21 protein-coding genes and 2 tRNA genes are annotated in these 22,463 nt (G+C 35.1%); 10 read left to right on the forward strand and 13 right to left on the reverse strand.

The features are described from left to right. Window positions 1-9: 9 nt before the first annotated feature. Window positions 10-1,365, forward strand: a complete 1,356-nt coding sequence (locus QSV08_RS09255; protein ID WP_324028097.1) for a hypothetical protein — start codon at window positions 10-12, stop codon at window positions 1,363-1,365. An 88-nt stretch (window positions 1,366-1,453) separates the two neighbouring features. Here the strand turns inward: QSV08_RS09255 and QSV08_RS09260 are convergent, their stop codons facing one another. The 7 genes from QSV08_RS09260 to tgt form a co-directional block, all read right to left on the reverse strand. Further along, window positions 1,454-2,716: an asparagine synthetase B gene (locus QSV08_RS09260; RefSeq protein ID WP_324028098.1), complete on the reverse strand. Its 1,263-nt coding sequence runs from the start codon at window positions 2,714-2,716 to the stop codon at window positions 1,454-1,456. 173 nt (window positions 2,717-2,889) lie between these two features. Continuing rightward, window positions 2,890-3,918, reverse strand: a complete 1,029-nt coding sequence (locus QSV08_RS09265; RefSeq protein ID WP_324028099.1) for a replicative DNA helicase — start codon at window positions 3,916-3,918, stop codon at window positions 2,890-2,892. Window positions 3,919-3,928: 10 nt separating this feature from the next. Next, window positions 3,929-5,479, reverse strand: coding sequence for a replicative DNA helicase (gene dnaB / locus QSV08_RS09270; protein WP_073247471.1), 1,551 nt, complete (start codon window positions 5,477-5,479; stop codon window positions 3,929-3,931). 166 nt (window positions 5,480-5,645) lie between these two features. After that, a complete protein-coding gene (locus QSV08_RS09275) occupies window positions 5,646-6,599 on the reverse strand; it encodes an acetyl-CoA carboxylase carboxyltransferase subunit alpha (RefSeq protein WP_324028100.1) in 954 nt (317 codons plus the stop codon). 49 nt (window positions 6,600-6,648) lie between these two features. Continuing rightward, window positions 6,649-7,548 (reverse strand): DMT family transporter, encoded by a 900-nt coding sequence (locus tag QSV08_RS09280; protein WP_324028101.1) that lies wholly within the window; start codon window positions 7,546-7,548, stop codon window positions 6,649-6,651. Then, window positions 7,535-8,617, reverse strand: coding sequence for an LptF/LptG family permease (locus QSV08_RS09285; protein ID WP_324028102.1), 1,083 nt, complete (start codon window positions 8,615-8,617; stop codon window positions 7,535-7,537). Before QSV08_RS09285 ends, QSV08_RS09280 begins: the two co-directional genes overlap by 14 nt. Beyond that, window positions 8,617-9,747, reverse strand: coding sequence for a tRNA guanosine(34) transglycosylase Tgt (tgt, locus tag QSV08_RS09290; protein ID WP_299801285.1), 1,131 nt, complete (start codon window positions 9,745-9,747; stop codon window positions 8,617-8,619). The genes QSV08_RS09285 and tgt overlap by 1 nt, the downstream gene beginning before the upstream one ends. A 239-nt stretch (window positions 9,748-9,986) precedes the next feature. Between tgt and QSV08_RS09295 the strand changes: the two genes are divergently transcribed. Further along, window positions 9,987-10,577 carry a porin family protein gene (locus tag QSV08_RS09295; RefSeq protein ID WP_324028103.1) on the forward strand — a complete coding sequence of 197 codons (591 nt, stop codon included), beginning with the start codon at window positions 9,987-9,989 and terminating at the stop codon, window positions 10,575-10,577. Window positions 10,578-10,646: 69 nt separating this feature from the next. Here the strand turns inward: QSV08_RS09295 and QSV08_RS09300 are convergent, their stop codons facing one another. Then, the gene (locus tag QSV08_RS09300) at window positions 10,647-11,612 is read right to left on the reverse strand and encodes an FKBP-type peptidyl-prolyl cis-trans isomerase (protein WP_324028104.1); all 966 of its coding nucleotides are present in this window, start codon (window positions 11,610-11,612) and stop codon (window positions 10,647-10,649) included. 78 nt (window positions 11,613-11,690) lie between these two features. Here QSV08_RS09300 and QSV08_RS09305 point away from each other — a divergent pair, with 78 nt between their 5' ends. Together QSV08_RS09305 and QSV08_RS09310 are read left to right on the forward strand one after the other, a co-directional pair. Continuing rightward, window positions 11,691-12,119: an RNA-binding S4 domain-containing protein gene (locus tag QSV08_RS09305; protein ID WP_324028105.1), complete on the forward strand. Its 429-nt coding sequence runs from the start codon at window positions 11,691-11,693 to the stop codon at window positions 12,117-12,119. Window positions 12,120-12,167: 48 nt separating this feature from the next. Then, window positions 12,168-12,665, forward strand: a complete 498-nt coding sequence (locus QSV08_RS09310; RefSeq protein WP_324028106.1) for a phosphoribosyltransferase family protein — start codon at window positions 12,168-12,170, stop codon at window positions 12,663-12,665. Here the strand turns inward: QSV08_RS09310 and QSV08_RS09315 are convergent. Next, window positions 12,657-13,172, reverse strand: a complete 516-nt coding sequence (locus QSV08_RS09315) for a shikimate kinase (protein WP_416382057.1) — start codon at window positions 13,170-13,172, stop codon at window positions 12,657-12,659. The two genes, QSV08_RS09310 and QSV08_RS09315, sit on opposite strands and share 9 nt — an antisense overlap. Window positions 13,173-13,312: 140 nt before the next feature. On the opposite strand from QSV08_RS09315, the gene QSV08_RS09320 reads away from it, so the two are divergent. From QSV08_RS09320 to QSV08_RS09330, 3 genes are all read left to right on the forward strand, one after another. Then, window positions 13,313-13,388 (forward strand) — tRNA-Lys (locus QSV08_RS09320). A gap of 95 nt (window positions 13,389-13,483) precedes the next feature. Then, window positions 13,484-13,556 (forward strand) — tRNA-Lys (locus tag QSV08_RS09325). A gap of 243 nt (window positions 13,557-13,799) precedes the next feature. Beyond that, a complete protein-coding gene (locus QSV08_RS09330) occupies window positions 13,800-16,172 on the forward strand; it encodes a glycoside hydrolase family 15 protein (protein ID WP_324028108.1) in 2,373 nt (790 codons plus the stop codon). Window positions 16,173-16,186: 14 nt separating this feature from the next. Here the strand turns inward: QSV08_RS09330 and QSV08_RS09335 are convergent, their stop codons facing one another. The 4 genes from QSV08_RS09335 to clcA form a co-directional block, all read right to left on the reverse strand. After that, window positions 16,187-16,963, reverse strand: coding sequence for a zinc-dependent peptidase (locus tag QSV08_RS09335; protein ID WP_324028109.1), 777 nt, complete (start codon window positions 16,961-16,963; stop codon window positions 16,187-16,189). A 130-nt stretch (window positions 16,964-17,093) separates the two neighbouring features. Beyond that, window positions 17,094-17,627 carry a hypothetical protein gene (locus tag QSV08_RS09340; RefSeq protein WP_324028110.1) on the reverse strand — a complete coding sequence of 178 codons (534 nt, stop codon included), beginning with the start codon at window positions 17,625-17,627 and terminating at the stop codon, window positions 17,094-17,096. Between the two features lie 50 nt (window positions 17,628-17,677). Beyond that, window positions 17,678-18,205 carry a general stress protein gene (locus tag QSV08_RS09345; RefSeq protein WP_324028111.1) on the reverse strand — a complete coding sequence of 176 codons (528 nt, stop codon included), beginning with the start codon at window positions 18,203-18,205 and terminating at the stop codon, window positions 17,678-17,680. A gap of 159 nt (window positions 18,206-18,364) precedes the next feature. After that, window positions 18,365-19,684, reverse strand: a complete 1,320-nt coding sequence (clcA, locus tag QSV08_RS09350; RefSeq protein ID WP_324028112.1) for a H(+)/Cl(-) exchange transporter ClcA — start codon at window positions 19,682-19,684, stop codon at window positions 18,365-18,367. 190 nt (window positions 19,685-19,874) lie between these two features. Here clcA and QSV08_RS09355 point away from each other — a divergent pair, with 190 nt between their 5' ends. From QSV08_RS09355 to QSV08_RS09365, 3 genes are read left to right on the forward strand one after another with little or no spacing between them, the layout of a single operon-like run. Beyond that, window positions 19,875-20,651, forward strand: a complete 777-nt coding sequence (locus tag QSV08_RS09355) for an MlaE family ABC transporter permease (protein ID WP_324028113.1) — start codon at window positions 19,875-19,877, stop codon at window positions 20,649-20,651. Then, entirely contained in the window at window positions 20,651-21,433 is a 783-nt protein-coding gene (locus QSV08_RS09360) for an ABC transporter ATP-binding protein (RefSeq protein WP_324028114.1), read from the forward strand. The genes QSV08_RS09355 and QSV08_RS09360 overlap by 1 nt, the downstream gene beginning before the upstream one ends. 3 nt (window positions 21,434-21,436) lie before the next feature. Then, on the forward strand, window positions 21,437-22,426 hold the full coding sequence (locus QSV08_RS09365) for an MlaD family protein (protein WP_324028115.1): 990 nt from the start codon (window positions 21,437-21,439) through the stop codon (window positions 22,424-22,426). Window positions 22,427-22,463: the final 37 nt, after the last annotated feature.

Consider the following 22,463-nt stretch of genomic DNA (forward strand, 5'->3'; position numbering starts at 1 on the left):
ATACTAAAAATGAAAAGAACGTTTCTAAATCTAAAAACCTTTGCTGCAATTATATTCACCGCTGGTCTTATGACCGCTTGCAGTAATGAAGACGATACTGTAGTAGCACCAGAACCGGATACAGAAGAACCAGATGCTGTAGAAGACCCAAGATGGATTACCGTTGCAGGAGCTAAAATGGGAGAAGATCCAGGAGATGGCAATGGCGGAACTTTAATCTATTCTGTTACAAGTGAAGATGCTAAAGACCCTACTGTTTCTATTGAGCCTTTTGAAAACGGATTTATAGCACCTTCTAACAGAACGGCTAGATTGCAATCTTCTGAAGATGGTAATACTATTTTTAATATTAGCTACGCAGGTGATACTGGTGGTAATTATACCAAATACACTGTTGAAGGTGGACAAACTTTTACCCCTGCAGGTTCAGAGGTTAGTATAGCACCTTACGTAGGTACCGCCCCAAGATGGATAAAATTATTTGACGGAGATCAAACTGGTGCTGCAGTGTATGTGAACAATGAAAATGAATTTGATGAGAATGATGTCTACACTCGTACTGAAGCTACAATTGGTGTAGTAACTTTAGATTTGGTTAATTCTTCTATTAAAGAATTTCAAGAGCATAGTGTAGCTTTAAGTGCTGAAGAAGAAGCTCAAGGTTACTATATTTCTAGAATTGACATGCCTACTTTAAATGCCGCAGGAGACAAATTATACATTGGCGCTCGTTTAAGCAAAGTTGATCCTGCTACCGCCGAAAGTGATAGCGATTTTGAGATTTTAGGTTCTAAAACCATTATATTAGACTACCCTTCATTATTAAATCCGTCAGTTATTACATCTACTGTTGGTCACGGAAATACGAATGGATACCGTAGTATCAATTCTTTCGAATACAACGGTAGTGTTTATCAAGCAAACCAAAGCGATCCTGAAGGTTCTCATATTTTAAAAATTGATGCAGATAATGAATATGATGATACTTATGATTTTAATTTAGATGATGCTTTAGGTATTGAAGGTGCATATATTTTAGCATGGAGACCAGCTGCAAATGGTAAAGCAGTATTAGCTTATCGTCATGACGGTTCTGCTGACGGTGTTGCTGGCTTACAAGGATTTTTCGCTTTAGTAGATTTAAATGCTAAGACTGCTGTTAAAATTAATGACATTCCTTACGATCCAGATTTCTACCTATTTCAATACCAAGGCTTTGTTGTTGAAGGAACAGAAATTTACCTTACTCAAGGTGCTGTTGGTCAAAATGGAAACATCTATGTTGTAGAAACAGAAACTGGTGCAGTAACTAAAGGTGCTGAATTAGTGAATGTTGCAGGTAGTCACTTTATTGGAGTATTCTAGACCCATAAAAGAGACTTTATAAAAAAACCGTGATCAATACGAAAGTATTGATCACGGTTTTTTATTTCAATTAAAACAAGAATTAAAATCAGGTCTTTTGCTTCTTCTTTCTGGCTGCCGGAAATAATACATTATTCAATATTAAACGATACCCTGGTGAAGTCGGATGCAATTCTAACTCTGTTTTTGGGTCCCCTACTCTATGTTGATAATCTTCAGGATCATGACCACCGTAGAAAGTAAAGAATCCCTTCCCCTTAATTCCGTGAATATATCTTGCTTCTTCGTTCAACTTATTTTCCCCTAGTACTAAAACTGTCGGTTTAATTTCAGAACGTGTAAAAGCAGTTGTCTGCCCCATGAATCCTTTCACCAAAGAGGTGTGGTTCTGGCAAAGCATCGTAGGCACCGGATCCCATTTTGCCGAGAAATCCATCAAAGAAAAATAATCAGATTCCTTTGGTACATTACCCCTTTTATTCGTCATATCAATTGAAGAAAATTCATATTTCAGCGGACTACGTTCCAAAATAAAATCGGTAAAGGCAAACGTTTTTCCGTAATCTAAACCTGCTTGATAATTAGGATCAGAAGCATCACCATCGAACATAGGTTCTACTATATCAATACCATCAGCAGCTAAGGCAATATCAAAACTATCTGTTGCAGAACACATGGCAAACATGAATCCGCCACCAATAACATAGTTTCTTATTTTTAAAGCTACGGCTCCCTTTTCCTCAGAGACCTTATCGAAACCTAATTTATTAGCTAACTTTTCAGAATTCTTTTTCCCTTCAATATACCAAGGTGTCGCTCTATATGCTCCATAAAATTTACCATATTGACCTGTAAAGTCCTCATGATGTAAGTGAAGCCAATCGTACAACGCCAACTTATCACCCAATACTTCTTCATCATAAATAGTGGTATACGGAATTTCAGCATAGGTCAAAGCCATCGTTACCGCATCATCCCAAGGTTGCTTATCTTTTGGGGAATAGACTGCTATTCGCGGAGCTTTTTCTAGTATAACGGCATCTTGATTAACAGACGGACTACTGATTTCGTCTAGTATTCCGTTTGCCTGCGCATCAGACAAAATTTCAAAACTGACTCCCCTTATTTGACATTCCTTTCTAATACTTTCCCCATCTGGTAATAAAAAAGAACCACCACGATAGTTCAATAACCATTGTACTTTTTGTTGTTTTGCCAAAACCCAATATGTAATTCCGTATGCTTTTAAATGATTTTTTTGTGTATCAGAATCCATCGGAATCAAAATCGATGATGCGAATAGTTGTACAGAAAGTAAAAGGAAGAAGACTGTTGTTATTAATTTGGACATAAAGTATAATAAAAGTATTCACTCAAAGATATAGTAAAATCTTTGGAGCACTATTTAAGGTACAGTTAAAGCTATTGAAATTAAGATAACGTGATTAGTTGAAAATAAATTGATTTATAACAAAAAAGTCTCCCAGAACAGGAGACTTTTTAAACTTATAATTATATTCTATTTTAGAAAGGCACATCGTTATCCTCATCTAAATCAGGACTACTACTCATACTACTACCAAAGGCATCATCCGCACTTGGCAAATTTTCCTTTGCAAACGGATTCTTCTTAAAACTATTTCCATCCGCCTGATAATCTGTAAAAAAATCAGACTTATCTAAATTATCAAATTTACCTATAGAACTTATAAATTTTAATCTGATATTCTGTAAACTTCCATTTCTATTTTTAGCAATTATCAATTCACCTTGATTGTGAGTTGAAGTTCTTTCTTCATCATCCCATTCCTCAATTCTATAATACTCAGGACGATAAAGAAAACCAACAATATCAGAGTCATCCTCAATAGCACCTGATTCCCTAAAGTCAATTAATATTGGCCTTTTACTTCCACCTCTTGTCTCAATTGCTCGTGATAACTGGGATAAAACTAACACTACAATGCCATTTGTTCTGGCAATATACTTGAGCCGCTTAACAATAATTGAAATATGTTGTTCCCTGTTCGCAGCTATTGAATTTTTATTACTGATTGTCATTAATTGGAGATAATCAATAATAATAATTTTTATGTTATGTTCTTCTACTAATTCAGCTACTTTAATTTCTAGCGACTCTATTGATAAGGCTGGTGTATCATAAATAAAAAAAGGAGCATTCTCCAATGATTCTACTTTTACACTCAGTTGTTCCCACTCATGCGTTTCAAGATTTCCAGTTCGTAATTTTTTAATTGATAGACCTGTTTCCGCTGAGATAAGTTTATTTACTGTTACTTTTGAACTAGATTCAATTGAAAAATATGCCAAAGGAATATTGTGATCTACGGCTATATTTTTTGACATAGATAAAGCAAAAGAAGTCTTTCCCATTCCAGACCTACCTCCAATTGAAATTAAATCACCACTTTGCCAACCAGAAGTTAATTTATCTAAATCTAAAAATCCTGAAGGAATACCACTAATATTCTCCGTTTGAGATATTTCTTCAATTCTCTTTTTTGCTCTTAATATTAAGTCTAGTATAACCACAAATCAAAATTTAGAAAGGAACATCGTTATCCTCATCTAAATCAGGACTACTATTCATACTACTACCAAAGGCATCATCTGCACTTGGTAAGTTTTTCGTCGCAAACGGATTCTCTTCATTTGCATTCATTTTCGATTGGAATTCGAAAGGGGAGTCAAAATCATCGAGGTTATCGAACTTACCTTGATTACCGATAAACTTCAATCTAATATTTTCTAAACCACCATTACGGTGTTTTGCTACAATAAATTCTCCTTGACCTTGAGTTGGCGAACGTTCTTCATCATCCCACTCTTCTATCTTATAATACTCAGGTCTATAGATGAACGATACAATATCGGCATCTTGCTCGATCGCTCCAGATTCCCTCAAATCCGAAAGAATAGGTCTTTTACTACCACCACGTGTTTCAACAGCACGCGATAGCTGAGATAATGCAATTACAGGAATGTTCAATTCTTTTGCAAGCGCTTTTAAGTTTCGAGAAATAGTAGAAATCTCTTGTTCCCTGTTTCCTCCTTTTTGGCTACCACCTGCTGTCATTAACTGCAAATAATCGATCATGATCATTTTTATACCATGCTGAGAGGCCAAACGTCTTGCCTTTGCACGTAAATCAAAAATGGATAATGACGGAGTATCATCAATAAACAAAGGTGCCTTTTCTAAAGTTTTCACTTTAACATTCAATTGTTCCCACTCGTGTTTTTCAAGCTTACCAGTTCTTAATTTTTCAGAAGACAAACCAGTTTCAGAAGAAATTAGTCTTGTAATTAGCTGTACCGAGGACATCTCTAAAGAGAAGAAAGCTACAGGTGTATTTGTATTTACAGCCATGTTTCTCGCCATAGATAAGGTAAATGCCGTTTTACCCATACCAGGACGTGCTGCAACAATAATTAAATCACTCGGCTGCCAACCCGAAGTAAGCTTATCTAGCTTATCAAACCCAGAGGCGACACCACTCATCCCCTCTTTACCGGCAATCTCTTCAATTCGTTTTTTAGCTTGTATTACCAAATCTTGCGCCGTCTCTGCAGAACGCTTTAAGTTACCTTGGGTAACATCATATAATTTTGCTTCGGCAGTATCTAACAAGTCAAATACATCGATAGCCTCATCATATGCCTCCTCGATAATTTCACCAGAAATTTTAATCAGACTACGCTGAATAAACTTCTGCAGAATAATACGTGCATGAAACTCAATATGAGCAGATGATGCTACTTTTTGAGTCAATTTTATCAAGTAAAAATCGCCTCCACAAATCTCTAATTTACCTGATTTCTTAAGTTGTGAAGAAACGGTTAATAAATCGATTGGTTGCGACTCTTCAAAGAGAATGAAAATAGCCTCGTAAATAAATCTATGAGCATCTTTATAGAAAACATCGGGGTGTAAAATATCGATAACTTCATCAACACCTTTTTTATCTATCATCATAGCACCCAACACAACCTCTTCTAAATCAATAGCTTGTGGTGGAATTTTACCTTTTTGAAGGCTTATAATATTAGATTTGTCAATCTTGCGAGCGACAAAAGGTTTTGTGTTCTCCATAGTGCGAAAGTATACAATTAACCTTTAGTTAACGTGAAAAACATCACTTACGATGTTCACAGTTGACTAACAATTGATTGTTAATAAGTTACGATTTTCTGTTGATAACATAAAAAAACCGAGGAATAAAATCCTCGGTATATTTTTAAGAAGCCTAAAACGTAGATTAGCCGTTAAAAACGCCCATCTGTGCGTATTTATCCATACGCTGATTTACCAATTCTTTTGGTGATAACTTTTGTAAATCCTCAAAATGAGAAGAAATTTTATTTTTTACGGTTTCAAAAGTTTTCGGTCTATTAGCATGAGCACCACCTGCAGGTTCGCGAATGATTTCATCTATAAGTTTTAACTTTTTCATATCGGTAGCTGTCAATTTCAAAGCTTCGGCAGCTCTTTCCTTATACTCCCAGCTTCTCCATAAAATTGAAGAACAAGATTCTGGCGAAATAACCGAATACCATGTATTCTCTAGCATTAATACCTTATCACCTACACCTATACCTAATGCACCACCAGAAGCACCTTCACCAATAATTACAACAATTATAGGCACTTTAAGGCGAGTCATTTCAAGAATATTTCTTGCAATTGCCTCTCCTTGTCCTCTTTCTTCTGCTTCAATACCTGGGTAAGCACCCGGTGTATCAATTAAGCAAACTACAGGTACTTGAAATTTTTCGGCAGATTTCATTAAACGTAAAGCCTTTCTATACCCTTCTGGGTTGGCCATACCAAAATTTCTATACTGACGAGTTTTAGTATTGTATCCTTTTTGCTGACCTATGAACATATAGCTCTGATCACCAATTTTACCTAAACCACCGATCATGGCCTTGTCATCTTTTACAGTACGATCACCGTGTAGCTCCAAAAAGGTTTCACCACAAATAGCTTTGATATAATCTAATGTATAAGGTCTATTTGGATGTCTAGATAACTGTACTCGTTGCCAAGCAGTTAAATTCTTATATATATCTTTTCTGGTTTCGGTAAGTTTCTTTTCAATTTGTTTACAAGTCTCGGTAACATCAACATCGCTTTCCTCCCCGATTACCATGCACTTGTCCAATTGCTCTTCCAATTCTTTAATTGGAAGTTCAAAATCCAAATATTCCATATTTCTATAAAGTTTCTTTAGTTGCGGCTCAAAGATAAAACTTTAATACCTAAATCTTGGGTACCCTTTTTTTAATATTCGCTCTTTGCTTTAAAATACCGTTTGCGATAACCGTACTGAGTATGATTAAGGCTCCCACATAAAACATTGGTTTCATTTTTTCTTCTGATCCAAATATGAACCAAGCAAGCAAAATACCATATACCGGCTCTAAATTTGTTGTAAGCATTACGGTATATGGAGTTAAAACCCGCATAATTTTCACCGATGCAATAAACGCATATGCTGTACAAATAAGAGCTAAGACTATTAGGTAAGCCCAATCCATTTGAGGCAGCGTTACCAATGACATATTAAAATCGCCTTTAAATAATAAGACTACAGATAAGAAAACCATACCCACACCCAATTCATAAAAAGAGATAACCGATGGTTTATGGTTTTGCACCAATTTACCGTTTATTAAGGAAAAAACAGCTGCTAAAAATGCCGATATCAATGCGATTATCATACCGTATACATACTCCGTCTCTACCTTAAATATCAGATAGAGCCCTGCTACGACCATTAATCCGAAGAAAATCTCATAACCGATTATCTTTCGCTTGTACCAAAAGGGCTCCATTAAGGCTGTAAAAAAAGCTCCTGTAGACATCATTGCCAATGCCACAGATACGGTAGATACTTTTATTGCCAAAAAGAAGGTGACCCAGTGTAATGCTACTACTATACCACCACCGACCAACCACCAGAATGTTTTTCTTGAAACCTTTAAACTGAATTTTGCAAAAAGTATATATATCGCTATAAATAACGTCGCCATCCCCATTCTAATCCAAACCAACGGCAGCGAATCTATGGTAATTAACTTTCCTAAAATTGCTGTAAAGCCCCAAATAAAGACAATGAAATGTAAGTGCAGTAAATTAAGTACTCTATCTTTTTGCATTTTGAAGTAGATAAAATGCCAGACATCCAAAAACTACATTAGGTATAATAACAGCAAGCAAAGGCGAAAAGCCAGATTGCTCGGCGAGTACGCCGAATACCTTATCAAAAAATATAAATATAAACGCAATCAAAATACCGAATGCCAAATTGGCTCCCATACCGCCACGTCTTTTAACAGAAGAAACCGAAACGGCTATAATAGTCAAGATAAAGGCTGTTAATGGCAATGCCCAACGCTTGTACTTCACCAAAACATAGGTATTAATATTTGACGCACCCTTTCTTCTTTGATCTTTAATAAAAGTATCTAATTCAAAAAGGTTCTTTGTTTCCGCTACATATGATACTGGCGTTAAATCACCAATATCAAAAGCAAAAATAGTATCTAGTCGGCGTTTGCTTTCAATAATCGCCGTATCACCTAAAACCGTTCGCTTTTTGTACGATGTTAAGCGGTAGTTAGAGTCTTTTTCGACCCATCGAATATTAGCTGCAGATATTTTAAAATCAAGCTCATTATTCTCGTCAAAACGTTCAAACGTAAAGTTATGCCCTAACTGTCTTGCAGGGTCAAAGCTGCTAACGTATATAAAATCGGACTCATTTAACTGATTAAAAATGTTATTCGTAACCCGATCCTGTTTACCTTTTTTCAGGTATTTGTATTTAAATTCATTGAAGCCCACACTCGCGTTAGGCACAATAAACATGGTCATGAAGAACATTAAAACAGCAACCATTGAAGCCCCTATTATATAAGGTCTTAAAAAACGCCCATAAGATACTCCAGAACTTAAAATGGCCACAATTTCGGTATTGTTCGCCAACTTAGAAGTAAAGAATATTACGGAGAGGAATAGAAAAATAGGAAATAATAGATTACCAATGTAAATCGTAAAATTCACATAATACATTACTATTTCATTCAACGGTGCTTCGTTATCGATCATTTTACCGATCTGCTCTGCTAAATTCACCATTATACCAATGGGAATAAACAACAAAAGCATCAACGAAAATGTCGCTAGATACCGTTTTAGAATGTACTTATCTATTATTGATAGCATTATAGCCTTTTATCCATTTGTTTTACCATAATATCTTTCCAAGCTCTAAAATCGCCTGCAATAATATGCTTACGAGCTTCTCGCACCAACCACATATAAAAGCCTAAGTTATGAATTGTTGCTATTTGTTTGCCTAAATATTCATTGGCGGCAAATAAATGTCTTAAATATGCTTTAGAATACTCTCTGTCTACAAAGGTAGTACCCATTTCATCTATAGGTGAAAAATCATCTTCCCACTTCTTGTTCTTAATATTTATGGTACCATGTGCAGTAAACAACATTCCGTTTCTTGCATTTCTTGTAGGCATCACACAATCGAACATATCTATACCTAAGGCAATATTTTCAAGAATATTAATAGGTGTACCAACACCCATTAAATATCGTGGTTTATCTTCTGGCAAAATTTCGCAAACGACCTCGGTCATGCCATACATTTCTTCTGCAGGTTCACCAACAGATAATCCGCCAATGGCATTACCCTCTGCGCCAGCATTAGCAATATACTCAGCAGATTGCCTTCTTAAATCTTTATAGGTAGACCCTTGTACTATAGGGAAAAACGTTTGTTCATAATCGTATTCAAAAGGTGTTTTTTCAAGATGATTAATACATCTATCTAACCACCTATGCGTCATATGCATTGAACGCTTAGCATAATTATAATCGCAAGGGTAAGGTGTACATTCGTCAAATGCCATGATAATATCTGCGCCAATTACACGCTGAATTTCCATAACATTCTCTGGTGTAAACAAATGCATAGATCCATCTATATGCGATTTAAATTTCACCCCTTCTTCTTTAATCTTTCTATTCGCTGATAAAGAGTATACTTGGTACCCACCACTATCGGTAAGAATATTTCTATCCCAACCCATAAATTTATGGAGTCCGCCTGCTTTCTTTAAAATCTCTGTTTTCGGTCGAAGAAATAAATGATAGGTATTACCAAGAATAATATCTGGGTTGACCTCTTCTCTTAATTCTTTTTGATGCACTCCTTTTACAGATGCTACCGTACCCACCGGCATAAAAATTGGGGTTTCAATGGTACCATGGTCAGTAACAATAGTACCTGCCCTAGCCTTTGATTGTAAATCGGTATTATGTAGTGTAAACTTCAAATTTTCTAATTCTAGCTGCAAATATAATGAACTGTGTGGGGGAAAAACTTAATAAAAAGCAAAGATATTACTGAAAGTAATAAACTTAGACATTGGTAATTGTAACTTCATAAAATGGAAATTGACCCAAAAACACCTGTAAACAATAAAGATATTTTACCTCCGTTCTGATGGTATAACGAGAAAGGGAACAATTGGTATTGTATTTGATACCAATTTCACTCAAAACAACAATGATTATGAAAAAAACAATTTTAGTTGCCATTATGGCGCTCTCTGGGTTTTATGGAATAGCACAGAGTGATTCGGGATTTGGAGTTAAAGGGGGATTAAACTACAATGCTAACGGAGATTATTTTGAATCTGCCGGTGATGTAGCAAAAAATCCGGATAGAAACGTAGGATATCATGTAGGTGTCTTCGGAAAATTCGGAGCTTCTAAAGTATATGTTCGACCAGAGTTGGTGTATACCAAAACAAAGTCTGACTATGACGGAGCCGATTTTGACATGAGCAAATTAGATGTACCTGTACTATTAGGTATTAACCTAATTGGTCCACTACACGTTTTTGCCGGTCCTAGTTTTCAATATATTTTAGATACCGAGTTTGATGGTGTTACTATTGATGACGTAGAAAATGATTTTTCAGTAGGGATGAATATTGGTGCCGGAGTTAACCTTGGTAAACTAGGGATAGATTTACGCTACGAAAGAGGATTTAGCGATAATGAAGCTTCTTTTATTAATACTAATATTACAAATTTAGGTCCGAGTAGAATCGACACAAGACCAGACCAGTTAATATTGAGTCTGTCTTTAGCACTATAAACGAAACAACAAGAAACAAAAAACCTCTTAAGAATTCTTAAGAGGTTTTTTATGCTTTAAAGTGAAATACTATAAGTCATTATCAAGATGATCAGGTGTACCGTCACCATCCGTATCTAAGAAACCAACAAAATTACCATCTGCATCTAGTTCAATTTCATCAATCGTTAATATACCATCACCGTCATCATCTGGATCAGTATAATTTGCAATATATACTCTAGCAGAGGCTTCTGCTTCTTCATTAGTATTATCATTATTTAAATTTCCATCATTATTTAAGTCTTCTAAAATAGAAGGAATACCATCGCCATCAAAATCTGTATTAGCTTCAAATTCGAATGCATCAATTTTAAAAATCAATGGTGAATATGTAGGTATATTGCCACTCGCTGTACTAGAATCAAAATAACCAAGACCTGATGGTATAAAAATAGCTCCTATTCCATATCCTTCATAACTAATAGTACCATCTCCGTTTTCAATTGGACCGTTACCAGTTTGAAAGTTTTTCATACCATTACCAAATCCTCGTACAACACCAGATAAATTAAGAGGTATTGGTTGATTTGAAGAAGCATCGAACAAACTACCGTCTAAAAATGAACCTTCATATCTCAAAATAACATTATCACCAATAGTTGGTTTGCCTGCTACCACACCCTGTCTTACAACTAAAGTATATAGCTTTTGATCAATTGTCTCATCATCATCTGCTCGTCCTAATGATTCAGAATCAACAGAAATAGTTTGGGTAATTAAATTCGGACTATCAAAAAGAGATTGTTTCGTACTGTTATCACCAGCAATAACACCAAATTTTATTTTAAAATCGAATCCTTCTGGTGGGGTATCAAACTCTTCTTTATTATAGAAGTGTGTCTTTAAAAATTCTACAATTTCAGCATCATCCTCAACGGATACTTCACTTAATAACCTTGGCGGCACAACTTCACCGATAGCATCATCATCATTCTTACAAGAACTTATTATTAGTAAACCTGCTATTAGCAAATAGGCATTTCTCAATTTCATCAATAATTTATTTTGAACGCGCAAGATACAATTTTCCCTTATTTTTGTTTGGAAGTTAACAAAGAAATACAACCCGTAATGCGCATAGATAAATTCTTGTGGAGCACACGATATTTTAAAACCCGTAACATAGCATCAACAGCATGTAAAAAAGGGCATGCAAAAATTAATGGTATTACTGCAAAACCAGGTAAAGAAGTTTTTCCGATGGATGAAGTTGTGGTTCGCAAAAATCAGATAGATTATAAATTTACGGTTCTTGACATACCACCAAGTCGTGTTGGTGCTAAACTAGTAGACATTTATAGAAAAGATACTACGCCGAAAGAAGCCTTTGAACATAACGAGCTCTTACAATACTCTAAAGATTATTATCGTAAAAAAGGTATTGGTCGACCTACCAAAAAAGACAGAAGAGATATTGATGAGTATTTAGATGGCGATACCAAAAATGATGAAACTAGCACAATAGAGCCAGATAGTAAAAGTAAAGAAGTTGAAGATTAACCAAAACTTTTAAAAACATACCTATCTTTATTGCTTTAAGAACAACACATGCAACAGACCATACTTTCACATCTACAGATTCAACATAAAATAGAACGTATCGCATACCAAATCTATGAGGCAAATGTTTCTGAAGAAGAAATTATTATTGCAGGTATAGAAGGCGGCGGACTAGCATTTGCTAAGAAAATTGTCGCTAAGCTTAAAAAGATTACCGAGGCGAAAATTGTACTGTGCAAATTGTCTATGGATAAAACAGACCCGTTATCTAGCGGTGTAACCACATCATTACCCGATGCTGACTTCGTCAATAAATCGGTAGTTATCGTTGATGATGTTTTAAATTCTGGCACCACCTTAATATATGGTGTGCACCATTTTCTAAAAACTCCATTAAAGCAACTTAAAACTGCTGTTTTGGTGAATAGAAATCATAAGAAGTATCCGGTAAAGGCAGATTATAAAGGCATTTCATTATCTACCTCGCTACAAGAGCATGTAAACGTTCATTTTGAAACTAAAAACGATAGAGTCTATTTAGACTAGTTTGTTTACAATCATTTCAGCAATCTCAGTCGGAGTGTTATTATTACTTTTCACCTTTTGATGCGCTTGATTGTAAAAGTAGCTTCGCTCGAATAAATGCTTACCAATAAATTCTGTCAGCTCTTCATCTTGTAAATGAGAAATCATAGGGCGATGACTTTTTTCTTTTACCAGGCGATCAAAAAGTTCATTTATACCCACATTCAAATAGAAAGAATTAGCAGTTTTTTCATTTATAAAGGCCATATTATTACCAAAACAAGGAGTACCACCACCTAAAGAAAGGACAAAATTGTCTTCACTTGAAAAAATTTCATTTAAATATTCTATTTCTTTTTTTCTAAAATAGATTTCACCTTTGGTCTCAAAAATGGAAGCAATAGACATCGACTCACCTTCTTCAATATAGTCATCTAAATCTAAAAATTTAATATTCAAATGGTTAGCTACAATTCTACCAACGGTAGATTTGCCACTACCCATATACCCTAACAATACTATTTTCAGATTTTTCATTGGTACAAAATTGGACTAATTAATACGGTTTTCAAAAAAAAATAAATTTATCTTGAAAAGGGTTTGTAAAATAAAGTAATCGACTTATATTTGCACCCGCATTGAGGGAATTATTTTCCAAATTTGCTTTTGACCTGGTAGCTCAGTTGGTAGAGCATCTCCCTTTTAAGGAGAGGGTCCTGGGTTCGAGCCCCAGCCCGGTCACCAATAAATAGTAGCCTCTTCACCAAAAAGAGGCTTTTTTATTTAAGCGTTCAAACTTATTTTATAAGTAATTAGCGCTAACGTTCTTAAGATTTTTTGACCTGGTAGCTCAGTTGGTAGAGCATCTCCCTTTTAAGGAGAGGGTCCTGGGTTCGAGCCCCAGCCCGGTCACTTTTAAACCTTCAAATATTTATTATTTGGAGGTTTTTTTGTTTCTACTCATCTCTTCAGAAATTTTATTTCAAATTTCTTCAATACTACTTATCTAAATTCAAGACATCTTTTACATACTCTTCGACTGACACAAGTCATATACTAAACCTAGTACATGAGATAACTTTACCCTTTTAATTAATTGAGGATAATATTAATACTATCCTTAAATAACTGAAATAGGTAATTTCAATTCAAAATATGTCTCAAAACTTAGAAGCACCAGGCAAACCAGGTATAGATGCCAGATGGACATCTAGTACCAAGTCAGGTATTGGAAAGGCGCTTAACCCCGCATCAGATGTTACTTTCACCCTTAGTCACGGTATTCTTAACGAAGCCTATTATCCTCGTGAAGATATTGCTTGTCTACGCGATATGGGTTTTGTAGTTACAGACGGGCACGAGTTCTTCTCAGAAGAGAAACGAGATACACAACACTTTATAGAAACACTTAAAGATGGTATACCAGCCTACCGAATTGTAAATACAGATAGGTTTCAGAAATATCAAATTACTAAAGAAGTTATTGTTGACCCTTTTAGAAATACTATTCTACAACATATTATTTTTGAACAAAAAGACCCAGATCTTCCATTACGACTATTTGCTTTGCTTGCCCCTCACTTAAATAATGAAGGTGGCAATAATACAGCGTGGTTAGGAAATTATAAAGGAGTAGATATGTTTTTTGCCGAGAACGGAGATATCGCATTAGCCATGGCATGCTCTTCTAAATGGGTAAAACGTTCTGTGGGGTTTGTAGGTACTTCAGACGGTTGGCGCGATATAAGGCAACACGGAGAATTAAAGTACCAATATGACACAGCTACAAAGGGAAATGTAGCGTGTACCGGAGAGATTGAGGTAACAGAAAAAGAATTTGTATTGGCGATAAGCTTTGGCAGAACACACATCGAAGCTGCTAACCATGCTAGAGCAAGTATTCTAAATGGTTTTGATACCGCTAAAAAAAGATATATACAAGAATGGCAAATTTGGCAGAATACATTACCCAAAATATCTGCTAAAAATTTTAAAATGAGTGCTGCAATACTACGCATGCACGAGGCTAAAAATTTTCCGGGTGGTATAATAGCCAGCTTATCTATACCATGGGGTGGTACAAAAGGTGATGCTGACAAAAGTGGATATCATGTTGTTTGGCCTAGAGATTTAGTAGAGACAGCAGGGGGGTTCAATGCTTTAGAAACAAAAGCAGATGTATCTCGAATTGTAAATTATTTAATGTCAACACAAAATGCAGACGGTAGTTGGCCTCAGAACATGTGGCTTCAAGGAGAGCCAAATTGGACGGGGCTACAAATGGATCAAATTGCACTACCAATATTAGAGATTTTAAAAGGCTACTTACGTAATACCATGAGTAAAAGCCGACAAAAAAGGTATTGGCCATTGGCAAAAAAAGCTATTGTATTTCTTCTGGTCAACGGCCCTTATACCGATCAAGATCGCTGGGAAGAAGAAAGCGGATTTTCGCCTTTTACAATGGCTACCGAAATTGCAGCATTATTGGCAGGCGCCGAACTGGCAGACTTAAATGATGAAAAAGATTTTGCTAACTATTGCCGCGAGACTGCAGATTGCTGGAACGATACTCTAGATCACCGCACCTATGTCACTGGCACTCCCCTAGCAAAAAAACACGGAGTTGACGGGTATTATATACGCATAAATCCGTTTTCAGATATTGCTGCATCAGAATTAGGCGATAGAACCATCAATTTAAAAAATCATCATGCAGACCATGGCAAAACCAAAATAAACGAATTAATAAGTGTAGATGCTTTGGCATTGGTAAGGTTTGGACTTCGTGATGCTAAAGACCCTAAAATAATAAACACTTTAAAGATTATAGATGAAGAATTAAAGGTAAGCACGCCCAATGGAGATTGTTGGTATCGCTATAACAATGATGGATATGGAGAGCATGATAACGGAGAACCTTATAATGGCACTGGAAAAGGCAGAGCTTGGCCTCTATTAACCGGAGAAAGAGGTCATTATGAAATAGCCGCTGGTAATATTGAAAAAGCCAATAATTGTTTAATAGCAATGGAGGCATTCGCGAACAAAGGTTTAATACCTGAACAGGTTTGGGATGAAGATAATATACCAGAAAAAGGATTATACCGTGGTGAACATACAGGATCTGCGATGCCTTTAACATGGGCTCATGCAGAATATATAAAGCTATGTATATCCATAGAATATAAGAAAGTTTTTGATATGCCAGTTAATACCTGCGAACGATATCTCAAGAATAAGAATAGTTCTAACATTGTTATCTGGCGTTTTGATAATGGTGCAAAAACACTATCAAAAGCAAAAATTTTACGAATTGAAACCTTAGCACAATGTAATGTTCTTTGGACGGATGACAATTGGGAAACAACCTATAAAGTTGTATCTAATGATTTAACCTTCGGATTATTTGTGACCGATATAAAGCTTAAAAATGAAGAAGCGACAACAATACAATTCACATTTTACTGGAATCAAGCTAACAAATGGGAAGGAGAAAATTATTCAGTTACAGTAACTAATGATTAATAATCAATTTATAATTAAGAAGAATATCGATACATTTTCTTCATTAAACTATAAAGCTCTGGGTGCTTTTCTTGAAATTCCTCTGGGTTATTAAAGAAGTATTCGCTTGCGACACTCAGAAATTCTACTTCACTGGTTGCACCATATGGATTGATATCAGATTCATTTTCTTTGATACTTTCTATTTCTTTGTGCATCAATTTTAACCAAGGGGCTACATATTGTTTTTGCATAAGACTTTCAGGAATACCATCAACGGCACCATCTGCCATATCTATTAAATGAACAAATTCATGAATACCAACATTACTAGATGAATTCTCATTCTTGAATCCTGCACGTAAGGCGGGCAATGACAAAATCATTAAACGATTCATATTGCCTTTACCTACTTTTCCTAAAATATTACGTCCATCACCTTCAGTTTGGTTTTCATCATTAAAACTACCCTCATATAATAAAACCTCATTTATATTACGGTACCGTAATTCAGGAAATCCGAATAAGGGTATCACTGCACTTGCACCTACTAACAAGCGATCCGTATCATTAATTTCAATCTTTACCCCTGTTATCGTTACATCATCAAAGAAATATAATAGTTCTTGTTCAAAACGCAGCTTATCGGCTTCAGACAAATCTGCATAAAACGAAACTTCTTTATTAAGAATATTTCGCCAAGAAGGATTAAAGTTATTCAGGTTAATGGTTTTCTCGTAGAACCAAACCCTCCATACTATAAGGATAACAAAAAGCAACAAAGGGAAAAAAACATAAAGACTATTGGACATAGTCAAAGTTAAGAAGAATAAAAAAACAGACAGTAATAGATGTTCCCCAACCCTATTACTGCCTGTTCTATCAAAAACCAACCAATTAAAAAAATACCATTGATTAAAAATAAATGGTATTTTTTCAACTTTATACTCGTTTATGATGATTTAAGATTTTACCTTTTTCATTGGTGTGCACATGAATTTTTTTACCATGATTCTCTAAAACTACTCTAAATCTCTTTTTTGCTTTATCATTACCCACTTGTACCATCTCGTAAGAATCTTTTACTAATTTCCAATTCGGGTATTCTTTTGCAAGAGATTTACTTACGCTATATGGTAGCGCTACATTTTTAAAATGTTCTGTTATTTTAATAAGTTCACCTTCCCTATCATAAGTTGCAGTAACTTCTTTACTTGCCGTATGCATATCTATTTCAAAGGTGTCATAATCAGCATTAGTATCTATATTCGGGTTTATATATACATCACCCTCTACATACTCTACTGGTATCGCACTATACTCCACAATGGTATAATCAGGAAAATCTTCTTCTAAAGCAGTTACCACTAATTCTGGTACATCTTCTATTTCTAATTTTGCTCTAAAGAGCATGTCTTGTGCATTAGATTGTAAAGCCAACCCCATTAATACTGCACTTAAAACTATTGTTTTCATGTTTTTAAAATTTAAAATAAACTTCAGTTCTCGTTATCTACTATTAATCTTTAAGCTTCCACAGATTCTTTCGACTCCATTTCAACTTTAGTACCCGACGTACCAGACATTATTTTTTTTGCTTTTTCTAATTCTTCAGTAGTACCATGAGCTATAACTAAAAACTTATCAGCTTTTAAAGCCGTCTCATATTGTAGTACGCTATCTTTTGGTATTCCAATACCAAAAAGGGCACCACCAAGGGCAGATAATCCACCAACTACTACAGCTCCTTCAAGACCGCCAACTAATGATGAAACTATAGGTCCTGCTAACATTACCGGTCCTAAACCAGGTATCAAGAAAAAACCTGCTCCGAAAACAAATCCCCAAATACCTCCCCAAAAAGCACCTGCAGATCCCCAATTTTTCATTCTATCACCGGTATTATAAAAACCAATGACCTTATCTTCCTCATGATAATCTTTACCAACTATAGAAAGTTTTTTCATATCAAAGCCAGATTCTTGTAGTTCTTTAACCACCTTCTCAGCTTTCTCATGCGAGTCGCATATTGCAACAGTTACTTCTTTTTTCATACTATTCTATTTAATAGTTAAACTTATAATTCATACTATGATAGGTTAAAAGTATACAGTTCTAAAAGTGACAACACTGACCTACATCAGTTCTATGAATTTTAATATTATTTTAACGAATTGGTGATATAAATCTTAGCTGATGAAAAAAAACAATAATCATTGTTTATTCAAAACCCGTTTTAGCAAAATTGAATAGATAGGGCCATTACCTAAAATAGTTGTACAGACAGAAGCTGTTACTGCAGTAAAAATTAAGGGTAGTATTAATTCATAATTCGCGGTCATCTCTACAGAAAGTGCCAACCCCGTTAATGGAGCTCGAATAGTAGAGGCAAAAATACCTGCCATACCTGCAACACCGAAAATAGCCGGATCAGTAACCAGGTCAGGGAAAAAATACTGTGCCAGACCTCCAAAAAGCATCCCTGAAATAACCCCTAATGTAATCAAAGGCGTAAAAATACCACCAGGTACACCAGAGCCATAACTAACAATAGAAAGGGCAAAACGAACCACAAATAATACTAAGAGAAATTTTAGCGTAAATGAATTTCTATACACATTGGTAATGGTACTGTACCCTGATCCAATCATATCTTCAGAAAATAAGCCTACCCCAGTTATAACCAATGCTATGACCAAAGCTATGATAACAAAATTCACTTTTAATTTTTTAAAAAAATCTAGCGATATAATCAAAAGCTTATTAAAAGCGAGCCCTACAACACTAAGTATAAGTCCGAAGAGAACAAACAACCAAATACCCGATAATTCATTAAAAGTAAAAATGGTCGTTTTAAGAACTGGACCACTACCTACTAGTAACCTAACAACCAAATCTGCAGAACCTGCCCCGATCATGAGCGCTGCTAAAGAATAAAAATTGAATTTAAAATGCCCATTCATCTCTTCAATAACAAAAATAATACCGGCAAAAGGGGCATTGAAAGCACTTGCCAGCCCTGCTGCGGCACCTGTACTAATTAAAGGGTTATCTTCTTCTGCCGGCTGCTTAAAAATATCTTCGGTCATCTTACCCACATTGGCACCAATTTGCACGGTTGGGCCTTCTCTACCGAGCAACAAACCACTACTTAAAGAAAATAATGATGCTATAAACTTAACAGGTAAAACCTTACGCCATCGTATTGGTCTAAAACCATCTAAAGCACCTTCTATTTCTTGAATTCCACTACCCGCAGTCTCAGGCGCATATTTTTTCACCAAAAAAACGGAAAACCATACACCTATAAAAGTGAAGATTATTGGAAAAATCCAGTCAAGCCCATACTGATCTATACCCACCATTTTCGAAATTGTTCGTAGTGTAGTTAAACGAATAAGTAAGAGCCTAAATAGTGAACTTAACAAACCTGTAACCAAACCTACTAAAAGGGCATACAATAGAACTTTGTTTCGACTTGTGTCTGCTGGCACTAACCTTTTAATAAAACTAATTTCTCTCTTACTTTTCATTTTGCTATACCTAAAGTGCATACTATTAAATATGTCATTACAATATTAATCAGCTCGCACAGCCTTTTGCATGACCCAAATCAGCAAAGGCAAATAATATTCAGTTGAAGTACAGATGACGCAAGTCATTCTTAGTGTGCGGTAGAGCGCATACTTTTGAACTTGTATATAGTTACAAATTCAAAAAAGAGTGAAACTCAAGATTCCAAAAAATATAAAGCAATCACTTATCGAATTAGGAGATCTCTCTTATTTCTCTGGTCGTTTCTTCAAAGAAGCGTTTCGGCCTCCTTTTGAATTTAATGAATTTGTTAGGCAGTGTTATCAAATTGGGTATCGATCCTTAACCTTAGTTTTGGTTACAGGCTTTATAATTGGGTTGGTTCTAGATTTACAATCACGACCAACAATGCTTCAATTTGGTGCTGTTTCTTGGATGCCTAATATGGTCGGTATTTCAATAGTACGGGAATTAGGACCTGTGATAACAGCTCTGGTTTGCGCAGGGCGTATTTCTTCTGGTATTGGAGCAGAATTAGGTTCTATGCGAGTAACCGAACAGATTGATGCCATGGAAGTTTCTGGCACCAATCCCTTTAAATATTTAGTAGTCACAAGGGTTATGGCTTCAATATTAATGATTCCGTTATTAGTAATATTAAGTGATGCCGTTGCTCTTTTTGGCTCTGCATTAATTGAAAACATAAAGGGTAATGTTTCTTTTCAACTTTATTTTAATACCGTATTCGATGTTTTGTCTTATTCAGATATTATACCGGCACTAGTAAAAACCTTCTTCTTTGGTTTTGCAATCGGTATAGTAGGTTGCTTTAAAGGATATTACAGTAAAAAAGGAACGGCAGGTGTAGGCGTAGCTGCAAATACGGCAGTTGTAATGACCTCGCTACTTTTATTCTTAATAGATTTTGTGGCGGTATTTATATCTAACATATTTTTTGATGCATAATGAAAGTTGAAAATAACATACACGCAGAAGAAAAATCTAATGACCATAAAGAAATTATTATAGAGATTAAAGATCTATATAAAACTTTTGGTGACAATACTGTGCTGAACGGATTTCATATGGAACTATATAAAGGTGAGAATCTTGTAGTTATGGGTAAATCTGGTTCTGGAAAATCGGTAATGATAAAATGTTTAGTCGGTTTAATGCAGCCAGACAGTGGGTATATTTCTGTTTTAGGAAAAGAAATAGACAAATTAGATCGAGAAGATTTAGATAAACTTCGGTCTGATATCGGTTTTTTATTTCAAGGGAGTGCACTTTATGATTCTATGACCGTACGAGAAAATTTAGAATTTCCCATGCGACGTCACAGAGAAAAATTCGGTAAAATAAAAGATACTACCCCATTGGTAACCGATGCCCTTGAAAGTGTTGGTCTAGTACATACTATGGATCTTATGCCTCAAGAATTATCTGGCGGCATGCAACGAAGAATTGCTTTGGCGCGTACATTAATTCTGAAACCAAAAATTATTCTTTATGATGAACCTACCACAGGCTTAGACCCTATCACATCAAAGGAAATTATTGAATTAATGCGAAATATACAGGTAAAATATGGCACATCTTCATTAATTATCACTCACGATGTTGATTGTGCACGAGTAATATCTGACCGAATGATTTTACTCGTAGACGGTATAAACTACATTGAAGGCAAATACACCGATTTAATACAATCAACAGACCCGAAGGTAGAAGCTTTTTTTAAAAAATAAATTATGGAAAAATCAGCATCTGAAAAATTGAAACTAGGCGTTTTTGTTCTTATCGGATCAATTTTGTCAATACTTGTCATTTATTTAATTGGCAACAAGCAAAATATGTTTGGCAATACCTTTACCCTCTATGCTACATTTAACAATGTACGCGGACTGCAAAACGGTAATAATGTACGATATGCAGGCATAAACATTGGTACGGTAAAAGACATAGAAATGATTAACGATACTACAATACAAGTAGGTATGTTAATTGACAATAAAATGCAGAAACATATTAAAAATAATTCTGTCGCAAATATAGGATCAGATGGTTTAGTTGGCAGTATGATCATCAATATTGTACCTGGTATTGGCGAAGCTGCATATGTAAAACCTAATGATGAAATTAAGTCATTTAGTAATGTTGCCACTTCTGACATGATGAATACATTGAACGTAACCAACGAAAATGCAGCAGTATTTACAGAGCAACTTATAAACATTACACGTTCTATAAATGAAGGAAAAGGTACTATAGGCCGTTTATTAAATGACACCCTATTAGGGCATAATTTAAACCAAACGGTAATTAACCTAAAAAACACCACCTACAATGCTCAAAAAACGATGAAAAAACTAGATGATCTTGTAAAACATTTAGATAATAAAGAAAGTGTAGCTGCTACTTTATTTGGCGATTCGCTCTCAGGTAGAAAAATAAAAAACGTTCTCATAAATCTTGAAAACTCTTCTATAGAAATTGAAAAGACAACTAAAAATCTTAATACCGTAATCGGCAATATTAATAATGGTGATGGCGCAATTAATTATTTATCTACGGATACTACTTTAGTTAACCAGCTTCAAAATTCAATGAAGAATGTTGATGAAGGCATCTTAAAATTCAATGAAAACATGGAAGCTCTTAAACATAATTTCTTGACCCGCGGATATTTCAAAAAACAAGAAAAGCAAAAAGCAAAAGATCTAAAAGAGGTAGAAAACTAGCGAGGTTTAAAATTTAAACTTTCATGATTTGTATCAT

The sequence above is a fragment of the Maribacter sp. BPC-D8 genome, from assembly GCF_035207705.1.
Classification (GTDB): Bacteria; Bacteroidota; Bacteroidia; order Flavobacteriales; family Flavobacteriaceae; genus Maribacter.

Bases quoted from the DNA above. Each gene is read 5' to 3' on its own strand.
- clcA (WP_324028112.1), bottom strand. From the start codon at position 19,684: ATGAAAAGTAAGAGAGAAATTAGTTTTATTAAAAGGTTAGTGCCAGCA.
- QSV08_RS09365 (WP_324028115.1), top strand. From the start codon at position 21,437: ATGGAAAAATCAGCATCTGAAAAATTGAAACTAGGCGTTTTTGTTCTT.
- QSV08_RS09275 (WP_324028100.1), bottom strand. From the start codon at position 6,599: ATGGAATATTTGGATTTTGAACTTCCAATTAAAGAATTGGAAGAGCAA.
- QSV08_RS09310 (WP_324028106.1), top strand. From the start codon at position 12,168: ATGCAACAGACCATACTTTCACATCTACAGATTCAACATAAAATAGAA.
- QSV08_RS09335 (WP_324028109.1), bottom strand. From the start codon at position 16,963: ATGTCCAATAGTCTTTATGTTTTTTTCCCTTTGTTGCTTTTTGTTATC.
- QSV08_RS09255 (WP_324028097.1), top strand. From the start codon at position 10: ATGAAAAGAACGTTTCTAAATCTAAAAACCTTTGCTGCAATTATATTC.
- dnaB (WP_073247471.1), bottom strand. From the start codon at position 5,479: ATGGAGAACACAAAACCTTTTGTCGCTCGCAAGATTGACAAATCTAAT.
- QSV08_RS09260 (WP_324028098.1), bottom strand. From the start codon at position 2,716: ATGTCCAAATTAATAACAACAGTCTTCTTCCTTTTACTTTCTGTACAA.
- QSV08_RS09360 (WP_324028114.1), top strand. From the start codon at position 20,651: ATGAAAGTTGAAAATAACATACACGCAGAAGAAAAATCTAATGACCAT.
- QSV08_RS09305 (WP_324028105.1), top strand. From the start codon at position 11,691: ATGCGCATAGATAAATTCTTGTGGAGCACACGATATTTTAAAACCCGT.
- QSV08_RS09300 (WP_324028104.1), bottom strand. From the start codon at position 11,612: ATGAAATTGAGAAATGCCTATTTGCTAATAGCAGGTTTACTAATAATA.
- QSV08_RS09345 (WP_324028111.1), bottom strand. From the start codon at position 18,205: ATGAAAAAAGAAGTAACTGTTGCAATATGCGACTCGCATGAGAAAGCT.
- QSV08_RS09340 (WP_324028110.1), bottom strand. From the start codon at position 17,627: ATGAAAACAATAGTTTTAAGTGCAGTATTAATGGGGTTGGCTTTACAA.
- QSV08_RS09280 (WP_324028101.1), bottom strand. From the start codon at position 7,548: ATGCAAAAAGATAGAGTACTTAATTTACTGCACTTACATTTCATTGTC.
- QSV08_RS09295 (WP_324028103.1), top strand. From the start codon at position 9,987: ATGAAAAAAACAATTTTAGTTGCCATTATGGCGCTCTCTGGGTTTTAT.
- QSV08_RS09330 (WP_324028108.1), top strand. From the start codon at position 13,800: ATGTCTCAAAACTTAGAAGCACCAGGCAAACCAGGTATAGATGCCAGA.
- QSV08_RS09285 (WP_324028102.1), bottom strand. From the start codon at position 8,617: ATGCTATCAATAATAGATAAGTACATTCTAAAACGGTATCTAGCGACA.